Origin of the sequence: Buttiauxella ferragutiae, assembly GCF_022637515.1 — a bacterium.
Taxonomy (GTDB): domain Bacteria; phylum Pseudomonadota; class Gammaproteobacteria; order Enterobacterales; family Enterobacteriaceae; genus Buttiauxella; species Buttiauxella ferragutiae.
Genome location: NZ_CP093332.1, coordinates 5,201,130 through 5,216,217, shown reverse-complemented (window position 1 = coordinate 5,216,217; position 15,088 = coordinate 5,201,130). Strand labels below are relative to the sequence as shown.

Below are 15,088 nucleotides of genomic sequence, written 5' to 3'. Positions count from 1 at the left end.
TGATCGTATGCGGTTTGCCCTTATCTGGCAGGCTGAGTAACATGATGTGAACATCTTTATTTCAGAGACGGAAATGACCAAACCTGCATTCATTATCACCATTGATACCGAAGGCGATAATCTCTGGCAAAACCATCGACAAATCAAAACTGAGAATGCTCGGTTCTTACCTCGTTTTCAGTCTTTATGTGAAAAATATGGTTTTAAGCCGGTTTGGCTTACGAACTATGAGATGGCTGTCGATCCGGTTTTTATCGAGTTTGCCAAAGATGTTATTGCTCGTGGTCAGGGCGAAGTTGGCATGCACTTACACGCATGGAATAGCCCACCAGATCACGATTTAACGGGCGATGACTGGCGCTGGCAGCCCTATCTCATTGAGTACAGTGATGAGATCATGCGGGAGAAAGTGGTTTATATGACCACGTTGCTGGAAGAAACATTTGGCACAAAAATGATTAGTCATCGTGCCGGACGTTGGTCATTTGATAGTCGCTATGCCAAATTACTGGTGGAGTTGGGCTATAAGGTGGATTGCTCTGTGACGCCGAGAGTTAACTGGCGAAATGCGAAGGGGGTTCCTACTGGTAATGGCGGAACGGATTATCAACATTTCCCGACCCAGGCTTATTTTATGGATCTGGAAAATATTGACCAGTCTGGTAACTCCGCATTACTCGAAGTCCCGATGAGTATTCAATATAAGCATAGCAATCTGATGAATAGCTTCAAGCAAGGCTATGACCAGATGCGCGGGAAATATCGTAGTCCTTCAGTAAATTGGTTGCGCCCATCAGGTGGCAATGCTGCACAAATGATAACTGTTGCAGAAAAAACCTTATCCCAAGGCAACGATTACGTAGAGTTTATGCTTCATTCATCAGAATTTATGCCCGGTGGTAGTCCAACGTTCAAAGATGAAGCTGATATTGAAAGGCTATATCAGGATTTGAATACATTATTTTCCTGGCTCGCAGAGCGAACCAGGGGAATGACATTGGCTGAGTATTATGAGCTGAAAGAAAAACAAGAGCAGTAAACTGCTCTTGTTTTTACATTATCATGAAGTTGTCGATTTTATTGGTGTACTTAGAATTACAGCCAATGGGAACCAAAACAGGAACCAAAACTCCTGAGGGTTCCCTATGATAAACATTCCTTGAGTCATATAGTAAATCAAAGCAAAGATAAAGATGGATGCTTCTGTTTTTTGCTGTACACGTATATGTTTGCGCAGTTGCAACAATCCATAGCCAATGACACTCATAAGTAATATAAAGCCAACGATACCGCCTTTTAAAAATGAAGACAGGTAAATAGTATGGGTTGTGGAAATGTTTTGGCCAATGCTGTTTACGAAGACCAGGCTTTTATCATAGCCCCATCCAAAAATTGGCTTTTCCTTCGCTATTTCTAAAGTATTTTCCCATATGCCGAAACGAATGAAGCTTTGTTGATACGTACTTTCTAAACGATCGATAAAAATATGATGGAAACTGGTAAGAAATACCAGCGCCATAATAGTAACAATAATCGCCACCCCATAAAGGACATGCTTTATCTTATAGCTAGGATTTACTATGAATAACAACACAAATGCTGCTGTAAAGGCAATTAGCGGGCCACGACTTTGTGTCAAAAGAAGTGATGCAAGTAAAATAGGGAAAAGTAAATAGAGCCAATTCTTCCCTGTTTCTCGAATAAATATTATGCCACAAAACATTCCAATGGCCATATAACCACCCAGATCAATGACATTATCTGGTGCCCATGGGAAGCTATTGTCCAGCCTGCTTTGTAGAATAATTGTTTTATCGACCATTATTAATGTTAGTACAGACAATAAACTCATACCAAGAAACACTGCACCCATAACATATTTTTTATAACCTAATGTTTCCACCTGGCGGAAAAGGCAAATGAATATTAATAAGTATAGCATTTGCTTTAAGGTTGAGCTGATGTTTACAGGGTTTTGTGACCATAAGTTAGATAGAGAGAAATAAAATAAAAATAGCAGAGGGAGAATCAAACTCTTCAAGAATGCCTTATCTTGTAGAAATTTTTCTCGAGATGCCTGGGATAACACAAGTGTAGAAATAAAAAGAATTAGTGATGTATGAAAAAGAAGATTTACTTTTGATACATTACAGAATATAGCACTGAAGAACATAAACGCTACAAAAAAAAGAGAGTATGTCTTTTCAATGCGTAAGTGATTAGTTAAAAGCATCACGGTAATCCATTTTGGGGAAAATATTAGAAGGGACTGCACTGTCTAATGATAAGTTGATCACCTCAACATTTTTATTATCCAGCGCATGTCTGGCAAGTTGGAATGCTGGGATGATGGTGTCGTGTAACTTATCATCAAGAAATGATGGTAACATATCGTCTGGACTCTCATAAAATCGCGGACTAGAAAAATTATTCATATCTAAACCAGCAATATAAATTATATTAAATCCTAAATAAGCAAGGATTTGAAGTGACCAATAGACTACAGTTCCGGCATCAAAAACCCCACTCCTAATGTCATAATTAAATGCAATATTTTGTTTTTCTTGCGAAAAAATTATTTTAGTTTGAGCCTTGAAAGTTGAATGAATAGCATTAGATGAGACTTTTGGTTTGTAAACCTGGAAGCATTTATCTTCTATTATAGCTAATTTGCACTTTATATTTATCAATGCAAGCTTATCAATTAACTTCACTACACCATGCATGGTGGTAAATAAGATTAAATCTTCTTTGCTTACAATTTTTTTAATCAGGTCTATTCTGCTATCAATAAATAACATATCGACTATAATGTAAATACCGAAATCAACATGTTCATTAAGATGCCATGCTCCATTAACACCAATTGCTGTTATATTTGGAATGGTTGAAAAATCTATTTTTTTTATCGATGGGCCAGTTGCGGTTAATAGTACGCTGCCATCAAAACTATCTTTAAGTATAGATAAGTTTTGTAATGGAATTTCGTTGTTCTTATAGTTTAGCTTTGATATGGAACCAAATTTATCTCGTTGGATTTTGACATAGGGCCATAAATTTTCATTATGACGCATACTTCTCGGGTGCGTATAGCGATATATTTGTTTCGTCAAAGTACTCATAAGACGCTCATCTTATCCTATTATCCATTGTTTTCATCATTAGCAATAAATTGATAAATGGCAGATAAATTATCCTCAGTTAATGCAAACATCTCTTCTCTTGTACGGTCGAAATAATAAGGCGCTTCGAAGATGTATGACTTTTCATACACTTTGCTGCCAATCAGTAACACATTCCCCAGAGGACGTTGCTCCGCAATACAGCATGGCCCATAAATAAGAACAATCGGGACTCCTACTGCATCGGCTATGTAAACATTTCCCGAGTCTGACGCGATATAGAAATCCATTTTACTGATAGCGAAAGGGACATCTTCTAAAGGAAGGTCGCCAACCAGGCTAACAATATCCTCACGCATCCCGACTTCACGATGTAGATCATCTAACCAGACTTGTTCGCTTTGAGGGCCAAAAACATAATAAATACAATTTAGCCCCTGTAATGCATCAAAAATTTTCTTCCAGACTTCTGAAGGGATAGTTTTTGATTTGTTTCCTGCAGAAATGCTCAGACCTATTTTGATCACGTTTTGTTTATCAAGTGATGCAGGGTAGGTCTGCGGTTTTCTTAATGGCAAAGTCGCATGCTTCGGAGAGTCTCGCCAGGTCAGGTTACGATCCGCAAGTTTAAGGTAATCATCTACGGTTAATTGGTCTTTGCGATGTTCTACAACGCCATTTGCCGTCAGATAAAACAACGCATGATACCAACGGCGGGTATAGGTAGATAAAAACTGCTTATTGGCGGCATTACAGACTGAAGCGAAGAAAAGATTAGTGCTGTTAGGTTGTAGCAAGTAGATATTTTCATATCGATTTAACAACTTAACAGCGAGGCGAAATTTGCGCCACAGACTCTTTTTATGCTCTTCGATCAGAAAAATAGTATTAATAGTTTCATCATATTTGGCCAACGGAAGAACAGTTTTGCTGATTAAAACATCGCTATGTTTCAGGTGGGCGAGTACAGGGGTGACATTGACGAAGTCACCTATTTTTGCCGTTTGAATCAGCAAGTTTCGGCCTGTTTTTTTATAAAACAGTTTCCCGAACAACTTGAACGGGAGAAAGAGTATGAAGAGGAATAGATAGCTCATTAATGGTTATTCTGCTGCTATGTGGCTAATTTTCTGGAGTGCGGTAAACGTATCTGCAGCGGTAATGTTAGCCATGTTTTTGTCTGCGCCTCGTATTTCGTTCTGATTTTCACCGTAACCACCAATCAAACCCGGATCGGTAGGGCCATACAACGTTATGTTCGGCCGATTTAGTGCTGCTGTCAGGTGGCTAAGCCCTGTATCAACTGAAACAACAGCTCTGGCTCCGGCAAGTTGTTTGGCGACTTGCTCAAGCGATAAGCGCGGCAACACCTCAACATTATCAAATCCGTCAGCTAAACGGATTGCTCGTTTGTGCTCGTGCTCCGCACCCCACGGGAGTTTAATACGTAAGCCCTTTTTGTGCATTAATTGAATAAGATTTCGCCAGTGTGATTCCGGCCAGTGCTTTTCATCGCGAGTCGTTGCGTGAAGGAAAATGAAATATTCCCCCACATCGGAGGAGGCTGTCGCCTGAAAGTGCTTCGCGATGGCGTAATCGCCCTGAGCAGCTGGTTTCTGGTAACCCAGACTTTTGGCGAACAACTCACGTGTGCGTTCAACCGCATGTTGTTGCTTCGCGATGGCGTGACGACGATTGTAGAACAAGCTGGCCAGCGGTTCACGGGCGCTGTTCCAGTCCATGCCGTGTTTTTCCCCTCTGGCTTTTCTGGTAACCAGGGCGGCACTCTTTATCAGCCCCTGAGCATCAATGACAGCGTCGTAGTTTTCAGTTCGCAGTGCCTGGTAGAACGCTGCTCGCTCAGTTTTTACTGGGGCCGAAAACCAGCTTTTACGCCAGCGACGAATTGCGACTGAGAGAACTTTATCGACAGCAGGGTGCCAGCCCGGGATTTGTGCGAAACCTTCTTCTACAACCCAGTCGAAGCGGATGCCGGGAATGGCCTGCATGGCATCCGTAAGTGCAGGCAACGTATGCAGGACATCACCCATTGATGATGTTTTGACGATCAATACCCGCATTACGTTTCCTTCTCCGCCAGTAACAGTGCGGTTAGCTCATCCATCACGCGCTCGGGCGTAATATCAATCAAGCTCTGATGATAGCCTTCTGCGGCGTCGCCTTTACGGACTTTGTGATAGCCACTAATAAGACGAATAACTCGCGCTTTATGCGACAACGGTGGAGTAAAGTCGGGGCTACTTGGGCCATATAATGCCACAAGCGGGCGATTGAGCGCGGCTGCAACGTGCATCAGACCTGAATCATTGGACACCACAGCCTGACAAGCCGCAATTAAAATAACGGCTTGCTCAAGCGCCGTGTCACCCGCCAGATTGCGGCAATGAGCCTGCTGCTGTGTGGTTAACGCGGCGACGATATCATTTCCGGCTTCTTTATCTTTTGCTGAACCAAACAACACAACCTGATAACCGTCATCAATGAGTTTGGCTGCCAGGGTTGCGTAGTGATAGTGCGGCCAGCGTTTAGCTGGGCCAAATTCGGCGCCAGGGCAAAAGCCGATAATCGGCCGAAGTGCATCGAGATTAAAGACCTGACAAGTCTGCATTTTTTCCCCATCGTTAACCTGTAGTTGAGGCCACAGTAACGGTTGGGGAAGATCTTTCGCGGACTGCATTTTGCCTTTGTCATAAGCCAGCGCAATGTAGCGCTCGACCATTAATGGCCAGGCTTGTTTGTCCAAAACGCGGGCGTCGTTGAGTAGCCCATAGCGCATTTCCCCACGCCAGCCCGTGCGGTGTGGGATGTTGGCAAAGAATGGAACAAGTGCTGACTTAAATGAATTTGGCAGCACATACGCCTGATCGTAACGTTTAGCACGCAGGGAGTGCCCAAGACGACGACGTTCTCCAATTTCCAAAGCACCATGCCCCAATGGCATTGATAGTGCTTCGTTAATTTCCGGCATACGTGATAGTAATGGACGGCACCATGCCGGTGCCATCACATCAATGATTGCCTGGGGATAGCGCGCTTTGAGCGTGCGATAGAGACTTTGCGACATCATCATGTCGCCCACCCATGACGGGCCAATCACCAGTATTTTCATGCGTCAGGCTACCTGCTTATGCGTCACGGTTCAGCCAGGCCATATATTCTGTTACGCCTTCGGCAACAGTTTTGAATGGCTTGTCGTAACCTGCGGCACGCAGATTGGTTAAGTCGGCCTGAGTAAACGCCTGATAGCGGCCTTTGAGTTTTTCCGGGAACGGAATGTACTCAATGCTGCCTTTTTTATGGAAAGCGAGAGCGGCATCAGCAATAGCCTGGAATGATTCTGCACGACCGGTACCGCAGTTATAAATACCGGATACGCCGTTTTGCCAGAACCACAGGTTCACTGCGGCGACATCGCCTACATAGATGAAGTCGCGTTTAAAGCTATCGCTACCTTCGAACAGTTTTGGATTTTCGCCGTTGTTCAACTGGGTATTCAGATGGAACGCAACGCTTGCCATACTGCCTTTGTGCCCTTCGCGCGGCCCGTAGACGTTGAAGTAACGGAAACCAGTAATCTGTGAGCTTGCTTCAGGCAAGATTTGACGTACATATTCATCGAACAGGAATTTTGAATAACCGTAAACATTCAGAGGCTGCTCGAATTCACGTGACTCGATAAAATCGCTGTTGCGGCCACCGTAGGTTGCAGCGGATGAGGCATACAGGAACGGAATTTCGCGCTCCAGGCAGTAATGCAGAACTTCTTTTGAGTACTGATAGTTATTATCCATCATGTACTTACCGTCCCACTCGGTGGTGGAAGAGCATGCACCTTCATGGAAGATTGCTTCAATCTCGCCTAATTCTTCGCCGGCCATAATCTGGATTAAGAAGTCTTCTTTATCCATGTAATCGGCAATATTTAAATCCACAAGGTTAGCGAACTTAGTGCCATCCTTCAGATTGTCTACAACCAGGATATCCGTAAGACCGATATCATTCAGTGATTTGATGATGTTGCTGCCGATAAATCCGGCACCACCGGTGACAATGATCATAAGCGTAACCTTAACAAATTAGGGGGCAATGAGGCCCAATACCTCACGCGTTAATGACTCCTATCATACCATCACCCGAATTGTCTTTCCTAATAACCCGAATCTGGAAAGCACCTCGTGATTTATGCTGAAAATTCCAATTTCATTGAAACGTCATCTCGTCTCCTGGTATAGGTTTGGGTAATATGTTCCGAAATTAGCCATGCCTGGAGAATCACAATGCGCGGAGATTTTTACCAACAGTTAACATCCCAACTTGAAACCGCACGCGCGGAAGGGTTGTTTAAAGAAGAACGTATCATTACTTCAGCCCAGCAGGCTGATATCACTGTTGCTGATGGCAGCCACGTTATTAACTTCTGCGCCAATAACTACCTGGGGCTTGCTAACCACCCGCAACTGATTGATGCCGCGAAGCAGGGCATGGATAAACATGGTTTTGGGATGGCTTCCGTTCGTTTCATTTGTGGAACACAAGACAGCCACAAAGAGCTAGAAGGCAAGCTTGCCAGCTTCCTGGGAATGGAAGATGCGATTCTTTATTCTTCCTGCTTTGATGCCAACGGCGGTCTGTTTGAAACTCTCCTCGGCCCAGAAGATGCGATTATTTCTGATGCGCTGAACCACGCTTCTATTATTGATGGTGTGCGTCTGTGTAAGGCTCAGCGTTATCGTTATGCCAACAACGACATGCAGGAACTTGAAACTCGCCTGAAAGAAGCGCGTGCGGCAGGTGCTCGCCATATCATGATCGCCACCGATGGTGTGTTCTCTATGGATGGTGTGATTGCTAACCTGAATGGGGTTTGCGATTTAGCCGATAAATATGACGCGCTGGTCATGGTTGATGATTCTCATGCGGTCGGTTTCGTGGGTGAAAACGGTCGTGGTACGCATGAATATTGCGATGTGATGGATCGTGTAGACATTATCACCGGCACGTTGGGCAAGGCTCTGGGCGGCGCTTCCGGTGGTTACACTGCGGGTCGTAAAGAAGTGATTGAGTGGCTGCGTCAGCGTTCTCGTCCTTATCTTTTCTCCAACTCTCTGGCTCCAGCTATTGTTTCTGCATCCATCAAAGTGTTGGAAATGCTGGAAACTGGCGCTGAGATGCGCAATCGCTTATGGGCGAATGCCAGCCTGTTCCGCGAGAAAATGTCCGCGGCTGGTTTTATTTTGGCCGGTGCCGATCACGCCATCATCCCGGTGATGTTAGGCGAAGCGGTTGTGGCACAGAATTTTGCTCGTGAGCTGCAAAAAGAAGGCATTTATGTCACTGGGTTCTTCTACCCGGTAGTACCAAAAGGTCAGGCGCGTATCCGTACTCAGATGTCTGCGGCTCATACCACAGAGCAAATTGAACGTGCGGTTGACGCATTTACGCGTATCGGTAAACAGTTGGGCGTTATTGCCTGAGGGAGCGGTCATGAAAGCATTAGCGAAACTGAAAGCAGAAGAAGGCATCTGGATGACAGATGCGCCTAAGCCAGAAATGGGTCATAACGATCTGCTGATCAAAATCCGTAAAACTGCGATTTGCGGCACCGATGTGCATATCTATAACTGGGATGAATGGTCACAAAAGACTATTCCGGTTCCAATGGTTGTCGGTCACGAATATGTTGGTGAAGTGGTCGGCATCGGCCAGGAAGTTAAAGGCTTTAAAATTGGCGATCGTGTTTCCGGTGAAGGCCATATTACCTGTGGTCACTGTCGTAATTGCCGTGCGGGCCGTACGCACCTGTGCCGTAATACGACTGGCATCGGTGTAAACCGCCCTGGATGTTTTGCAGAATATTTAGTGCTGCCTGCTTTTAATGCTTTCAAAATCCCGGACAACATTTCTGACGATCTGGCTTCTATCTTTGACCCGTTCGGTAACGCTGTTCACACCGCTCTGTCATTCGATCTGGTTGGTGAAGATGTTCTGGTTTCTGGTGCCGGCCCGATTGGTATTATGGCGGCGGCTGTCGCTAAACATGTTGGTGCGCGTAATGTCGTGATCACCGATGTGAACGAATACCGTCTGGAGTTGGCGCGTGAAATGGGCGTGACCCGTGCGGTCAACGTCAGCAAAGAAAATCTGACCGACGTAATGAAAGAGTTGGGCATGACCGAAGGTTTTGATGTGGGTCTTGAGATGTCCGGTGCTCCACCGGCGTTCCGTACCATGCTCGATACTATGAACCACGGTGGTCGTATTGCGATGCTGGGTATTCCGCCATCAGATATGTCTATCGACTGGACGAAAGTCATCTTCAAAGGTTTGTTCATCAAAGGTATTTACGGGCGTGAAATGTTCGAAACCTGGTACAAAATGGCGGCACTGATCCAGTCTGGCCTGGATTTGTCACCGATTATCACTCACCGTTTTGGAATCGATGATTTCCAGAAAGGGTTTGATGCCATGCGTTCCGGGCAGTCTGGCAAAGTCATTCTTAGCTGGGATTAATCGCGCGACGATAAGTTAGAAAAGGCCGGGAAACCGGCCTTTTTCACATCTTTATTCGCTTGCAGTCTGCTTTTCTGCATCCGTCAGGTAACGCACTTTTCGCGTGTAATCTTGCCCTTTAAACAGCAATTCACTCTCTGGTGAGACAAGATACTTTTGCCATTCTGAAAGTGGGAAGCCGCCATGTGCACCGATGACTTCTTTTGGGATCACCGCCGGGGTACCACCGATGCGTTTTGAGACAGGCCAGTTCACCCAGTCACCTAAATTTACGGTTTTGAAATCCAGCAAGTCGAGAAGTGCAGCTAAAGGCAACTGATCTGTTGGGGGTTGCGAATCATCCATCAGTTCCCAGGTATCCTGGAACAGAGCCAACCAAAGTGGGCATAACCGGTGCCAGGTGCTGTGTGTTGCAGCAAGAAAGGCGCTATTTACGTGATCCTGGAGAGTGGGGCGAATCGTCCCTTGATAATAGGCTGGTGCTTTTCCTGCTGGAGCATTTGCCAGTTTAGCGATCATTTTCCCCTGGCGAAAACTGGAATACAGCGTGTTTTCTTCGACTTCAAGCTTCGGCATCTGCAAAAGATTAAGATCGGAATCAATGATCAACGAGCCTTCTGTGCTGGCATATAGCGGAGCCTGAATCTTTATCAGGCGGCTACGATAAATTTGTTTGAAGCGATAGCTGTCATCTCTTTCTGGAACGTTCAACGTAACAACCCGGGCTTTACCTGGCAAATCGGTAAAGGCACTGGCTGGTTGATCGGAGACGATGACAATTTCTTCAAGTTGCGGCGCGAAACGGTCAGCAAAAACCGCAGAAAGCGTACCTTCTTCAATATAATCTTTGCCAACGCATGGGATCACAACGGAGGTTACTGGGACGGTTTTAGCCCCGCTAACCGCCTGAGCCAAAGGAATATTATGTCGCGCCGTAATATGGCGATATTTTGGATTCAGAAATTTAAACATTTTCATTCCGGGTTGGTTTTACTGCGCCAAGTACGGCTTCGACACCGGCAACATAGTGCTCGATCGCATAATTATTAATCACGCGCCGCCAGGCCTGCTGAGTTAAGGCATCACGTAACGCGCTATCTTGCCACACTTGCTGAAGTTGTGAAGCGAGCTTAATGGTATCGCCATAAGGGTAGAGCAGGCCAGTGCGGCCTGAGTCGATTAACTCCGCAGTCCCCGTCACATTTGAACCGATAACTACCGTTTTAAGCAACATGGATTCGAGAATGACGCGCGGTAACCCTTCGCTTTTTGATGCAAGAATAAAGGCATCAAATGCGGCCAAATAATCCAGCGGGTTATTACGAAAGCCAGTAAAGATGACGCGATCGGCAAATCCGTAGTCAGCGGCCTGGCGCTTTAACTTTTCGCGATCGCTCCCTTCACCTACCAGGACAAATTTCCATTTTGCTTCGGGATGTTGCAGTTGAAAACGATGCAATGCTTCAAGCGTATGGTGGCAGGATTTTCTTGGAATCAACGACCCAATACTACCAAATAAAAATGTGCCATCTTCAATGCCTAGTGACCGACGTATTGCTATACCTGATGGGAGTGGCTGGTGAATATCAATGGCGTTTGGGACCGTAACACAGAGTGATTTCTTCACGCCATGATTGAGCAGCACACTCTCTACGCCATGAGAAACAGCAATCACGGCATCGCCGACACGGTTTACCACTCTGGTTATCGACTGACTCATCACCGGCTCAATGCGACAGTGTTGAACGACTGCAACATCCAGAGGCTCCGCTGCCAAATAACCTTCCAAATTGGAACCAGGCTGGTTATTCATGTACAGAATTTCGTAGCCATCTTTTTGCAATCGCTGGCGCAAAGCCGTGGCATTCGGTTTGATTCGCCATTGTTTATCAATATATGCCGTGATCTTTTTACGCCCAGACTTGCTGAAAAACAAAAATGCTCGCGCGACTTCTTTGCTGATTTTTGCCCAGCCAGGTTGTTTGCGTTGAGGAATGAAAATGACAGGAATCTGAATGCTGCTCAGCACGCTCTCAATGGTTTCACCTTCACCACGCGCATAGTTGTAGTAAAAGCAGCACGTGATATCAAACCGTTGGCGGTCAATACGTTTGAGCAGTTCCAACATACTATTGGTACCGCCTCCCCACTCTTTACCGTTATCCAGTAAGAGAATCTTATGCCGCTGTTGCGTCATCGTCGACCAGCTCCTGTAGCATTATTCAACGCGGCATTATAAAGGCAGTATTGAGTGATAACTAACGCTTTTGATGACTCTTTTACGGGAGGAATTAATAATATAAAAATTCGAATCCGGATTTCGAATTCGCAGCTACAATTATTCACCATGATATAATTGATTTTTTGTTATGGCATAATGGCTATGTTTAAAATATCAGTTTGTTTACTGACTTATAACTCTGCACGTCTGCTTCACGAAGTATTGCAGCCATTAATATCAATTGCAGATGAAATCATTATTGTGGATTCGGGAAGTAGTGATGAAACTATTAATATTTCTCGTGGTTATGGTATTGAACCTATATATCACCCATTTAACACGCACGGTGAACAAATGAACCATGCTACCGGGCTTGCGAGCTATGACTGGGTGTTATGTATGGATAGTGATGAAATTCTTGATGAGCAGACAACCGCTTTTATCCTTAAGCTCAAGCAGGGTGAAGAACCTGAACAAGGGCAGGCATGGCGTTTTTCGCGCTACTGGTATGTACTCGGAGAACAGGTGCGAACCATTTATCCCATATCCTCACCGGACTTCCCGGTGCGTTTGTATAACCGTCGGCAGACGCGATTTAACGATCGTCCGGTAGATGATCAAGCCGAAGGGTTTATTAACTCATCTGTTATTCCTGGTTTTGTTCGCCATGATACCTTTTATACTATTCATGAGGTTTTCAATAAATTAAACACTTATACGACTCGCCTGGTCATAAATAAAAAAATCAAGCCCTCATTGCTGAGGGGCATAATAAGTGCCATCGGTGCATTTTTTAAATGGTATTTGTTCAGTGGGGCGTGGAGGAAAGGGCGAGTGGGGCTTGTTACAGGTTTGTATGCCACTTTCTATAGTTTTCTAAAATACTTCAAGGCCTGGTATTGGGACGGAAAATTAAACAGCAATGCGTGCAGAGAAAATCCTTCCTCTGCACGCCCACAAAATCAGGATTGAGTAGCCTTTAACGATTTATCCCAGCCTTGCCACTGGTGTTGCATGTACTTCAACAACTGGCTTTGGCTGATGCTTTCGCCGATCACGCTAAAGAATGTCGTTGCGTAGACGGGTTGCAAAGGCTGTTTAGGCTTACATAAATTCACACCTTTGAACGGATTACGCGGTTGTTCAGCTGGTTTGCCTGGCGCTACAGGACGCGTGTTATTTGGTCTTGAGGTATCCACCTGAGGCTCATTGAGCAAGCTGCTCGGGCGCACCAGCGTGATATCTGCCGGTAAGCTATAGACCATCTGTTGCAGAACACGCACGGTCGACGGATGAGGATGACCAATGGCAATCGCTGAGCCATTTCGACGGGCCAACTCCACCGCACGATTAAACTGAAAACGAATATCGGCTTCGTTTTGCGTGTCATCCAGGAACACTTTACGTTTGATCACTTTGACGTTAGTACCGGCCGCCGCCCGCATCGACTGGCTATTTCCTATCGTCATACTGTCAAGAAAATAGAGATTGTATTGCCCTAATGCCTGCATCACTTTCTGCATGCCGAACAGGCTGGATGTCATCGCGCTACCCATATGGTTATTCAACCCCACGGCATAGGGAACATCATTGACAGCTTCGCGGATGATACGCTCGATTTCGCCGCTGCCCATATCCGGGCGCAACGTGTCTTTTTCCAGCGGCTGTTTACTCAGGGGGGCCATCGGCAAATGAATCAGGACTTCATGCCCGGCATTATGCGCTTTAGTGGCCATTTCACGGGCGTGAGGAGCATTGGGTAAAACTGCGACGGAAATGTTGGCAGGCAGGGCGATAACTTTGTTTTCTTGCGCGGGGCGATAACCGAAGTCATCTATTACAATTGCCAGCTTTCCAGCGTAAACGGGGGTTGTCAGCATGAGTGTGCTGACGAGAGAGAAAAACACACGACGGAATTGAAGCAAAACTTATCTTCCCAACCACGGTTGTGGATTGACGGCCTGGCCCTGGCGACGAATTTCGAAATAAAGTGACGGGCGGCCCTGACCGCCACTGTTGCCTACCAGTGCAATAGCCTGGCCGGCGCGAACTTGTGTTCCAACATTAACCAGTGCGCTCTGGTTATAACCATACAAACTCATATCGCCTTTACCGTGTTCAACGACAACCACGAGGCCGTATCCCTGTAGCCAATCGGCAAGGATTACACGCCCATCAGCAATAGCTTTAACTTCAGTGCCTTCACCTGCGGAGATAACAATCCCTTTCCAACGTAGCTCACCTTGAAGCTGTTCGCCATAGCGATGCAGGATTGAACCGCGAACCGGCCAGAAGGCTTGTCCACGCGGTGCACCCAGGCCACCAGTGCGCGAGATCAAAGAACGTTCGCTTTCTGTTGGTTTATAGGTACTGCCTTTGCTGGTTGCTTCCTTTTGGCGAGTTTTAACTTGCTCAGCTTCACGGGCTTCTTTTTCCGCTCTCGCTTTGGCAGCGGCTTCTGCACGGGCAATTTGCCCCTGAAGGCGCGCCTGGTTCTGGCGCATTTCGCTCAGCTTTTGCTGATCTTGTTGCAAAGAGGATTCGAGAGTGGAGAGCGTTTTTTTACGTTCGTTACGCGCACCTTCAAGCTTGCTTTGTTGAGCTTGCTGTTCGTAAAGCAGCGTCTGTTGTTCGGTTTGCTTAGACTCCAGACTGGCTTTTTGCTCATCAACTTCCGCTTTAGTCTGCTTAAGCTGTTCAATAGTTTCCTGACGCGCGGCGTTCAGGTAGCCGAAGTATGCCTGCAAGCGTTGCCCGCGCTGGCTTTCTTCACCGCTTAAAATCAGCTGGATGCCAGTATGTTGCCCCTGGCGGAATGCGGCGTCGAGTTGAGCGGCCAGATTACGTTCCTGCGATGCCTGCTGTTTTTGCAGTTTCGCGAGGGAAGCATTCATGGTGGTAATTTGGCGATTCAGATCGGCAAGCGTGTTTTGCGTTTCGCGCAGTTTACGGCTGGCTTCGGCAATCGCTTTTTCTTGTGCCTGAAGTTGAGCAAGCAAGGCGGAACGTTGCTGCTGTTGCTGGCGTACTGCGCGTTCTTTCGTTGCAATATCCTGCTGGATAGATTTCAAATCGGCGCGATCGTCTGCATGGCTGGGAAACGGGCATAACAATACGCCAGCGCTTAGAACGCTGGCGTAAATCATAGGCCTGACTGAAAACGCTTTCGGTTTCACGGCCCATGTTATTGAAAAAATCGCCTTTCCCCTCATGG

14 protein-coding genes are annotated in these 15,088 nt (G+C 46.0%); 4 read left to right on the top strand and 10 right to left on the bottom strand.

The window, feature by feature from the left end; all coding sequences use genetic code 11:
- Positions 1 to 73 precede the first annotated feature (73 nt).
- Positions 74 to 1,039, top strand: a complete 966-nt coding sequence (locus tag MNO13_RS23985) for a polysaccharide deacetylase family protein (protein ID WP_241939387.1) — start codon at positions 74 to 76, stop codon at positions 1,037 to 1,039.
- Positions 1,040 to 1,060: 21 nt separating this feature from the next.
- Here the strand turns inward: MNO13_RS23985 and MNO13_RS23980 are convergent, their stop codons facing one another.
- From MNO13_RS23980 to rfaD, 6 genes are read right to left on the bottom strand one after another with little or no spacing between them, the layout of a single operon-like run.
- Positions 1,061 to 2,233 (bottom strand): O-antigen ligase family protein, encoded by a 1,173-nt coding sequence (locus tag MNO13_RS23980; RefSeq protein WP_241939386.1) that lies wholly within the window; start codon positions 2,231 to 2,233, stop codon positions 1,061 to 1,063.
- Positions 2,220 to 3,122 carry a sugar glycosyltransferase gene (locus MNO13_RS23975; RefSeq protein WP_241939385.1) on the bottom strand — a complete coding sequence of 301 codons (903 nt, stop codon included), beginning with the start codon at positions 3,120 to 3,122 and terminating at the stop codon, positions 2,220 to 2,222. Before MNO13_RS23975 ends, MNO13_RS23980 begins: the two co-directional genes overlap by 14 nt.
- 20 nt (positions 3,123 to 3,142) lie before the next feature.
- Positions 3,143 to 4,219 carry a glycosyltransferase family 9 protein gene (locus MNO13_RS23970; RefSeq protein WP_241939384.1) on the bottom strand — a complete coding sequence of 359 codons (1,077 nt, stop codon included), beginning with the start codon at positions 4,217 to 4,219 and terminating at the stop codon, positions 3,143 to 3,145.
- A 6-nt stretch (positions 4,220 to 4,225) separates the two neighbouring features.
- Complete coding sequence (rfaC, locus tag MNO13_RS23965) at positions 4,226 to 5,203, bottom strand: lipopolysaccharide heptosyltransferase RfaC (protein ID WP_241939383.1); 978 nt, start codon at positions 5,201 to 5,203, stop codon at positions 4,226 to 4,228.
- On the bottom strand, positions 5,203 to 6,252 hold the full coding sequence (gene rfaF, locus MNO13_RS23960) for an ADP-heptose--LPS heptosyltransferase RfaF (RefSeq protein WP_241939382.1): 1,050 nt from the start codon (positions 6,250 to 6,252) through the stop codon (positions 5,203 to 5,205). Before rfaF ends, rfaC begins: the two co-directional genes overlap by 1 nt.
- Positions 6,253 to 6,268: 16 nt before the next feature.
- Positions 6,269 to 7,201: an ADP-glyceromanno-heptose 6-epimerase gene (gene rfaD, locus MNO13_RS23955; protein WP_121814615.1), complete on the bottom strand. Its 933-nt coding sequence runs from the start codon at positions 7,199 to 7,201 to the stop codon at positions 6,269 to 6,271.
- Positions 7,202 to 7,420: 219 nt separating this feature from the next.
- Here rfaD and kbl point away from each other — a divergent pair, with 219 nt between their 5' ends.
- Together kbl and tdh are read left to right on the top strand one after the other, a co-directional pair.
- Complete coding sequence (kbl, locus tag MNO13_RS23950; protein ID WP_064541769.1) at positions 7,421 to 8,617, top strand: glycine C-acetyltransferase; 1,197 nt, start codon at positions 7,421 to 7,423, stop codon at positions 8,615 to 8,617.
- A gap of 10 nt (positions 8,618 to 8,627) precedes the next feature.
- Positions 8,628 to 9,653, top strand: coding sequence for an L-threonine 3-dehydrogenase (gene tdh, locus MNO13_RS23945; protein ID WP_064541766.1), 1,026 nt, complete (start codon positions 8,628 to 8,630; stop codon positions 9,651 to 9,653).
- A gap of 51 nt (positions 9,654 to 9,704) precedes the next feature.
- On the opposite strand, the gene MNO13_RS23940 is transcribed toward tdh, so the two are convergent.
- Both MNO13_RS23940 and MNO13_RS23935 read right to left on the bottom strand, forming a co-directional pair.
- Positions 9,705 to 10,625 (bottom strand): hypothetical protein, encoded by a 921-nt coding sequence (locus MNO13_RS23940; protein WP_121814612.1) that lies wholly within the window; start codon positions 10,623 to 10,625, stop codon positions 9,705 to 9,707.
- The gene (locus MNO13_RS23935; protein WP_121814611.1) at positions 10,618 to 11,850 is read right to left on the bottom strand and encodes a glycosyltransferase; all 1,233 of its coding nucleotides are present in this window, start codon (positions 11,848 to 11,850) and stop codon (positions 10,618 to 10,620) included. The genes MNO13_RS23940 and MNO13_RS23935 overlap by 8 nt, the downstream gene beginning before the upstream one ends.
- Before the next feature lie 186 nt (positions 11,851 to 12,036).
- On the opposite strand from MNO13_RS23935, the gene MNO13_RS23930 reads away from it, so the two are divergent.
- Entirely contained in the window at positions 12,037 to 12,846 is an 810-nt protein-coding gene (locus MNO13_RS23930) for a glycosyltransferase family 2 protein (protein WP_241939381.1), read from the top strand.
- On the opposite strand, the gene MNO13_RS23925 is transcribed toward MNO13_RS23930, so the two are convergent.
- Complete coding sequence (locus MNO13_RS23925) at positions 12,837 to 13,799, bottom strand: divergent polysaccharide deacetylase family protein (RefSeq protein WP_370090677.1); 963 nt, start codon at positions 13,797 to 13,799, stop codon at positions 12,837 to 12,839. The two genes, MNO13_RS23930 and MNO13_RS23925, sit on opposite strands and share 10 nt — an antisense overlap.
- 3 nt (positions 13,800 to 13,802) lie before the next feature.
- Complete coding sequence (gene envC / locus MNO13_RS23920) at positions 13,803 to 15,086, bottom strand: murein hydrolase activator EnvC (RefSeq protein WP_241939380.1); 1,284 nt, start codon at positions 15,084 to 15,086, stop codon at positions 13,803 to 13,805.
- Positions 15,087 to 15,088: the final 2 nt, after the last annotated feature.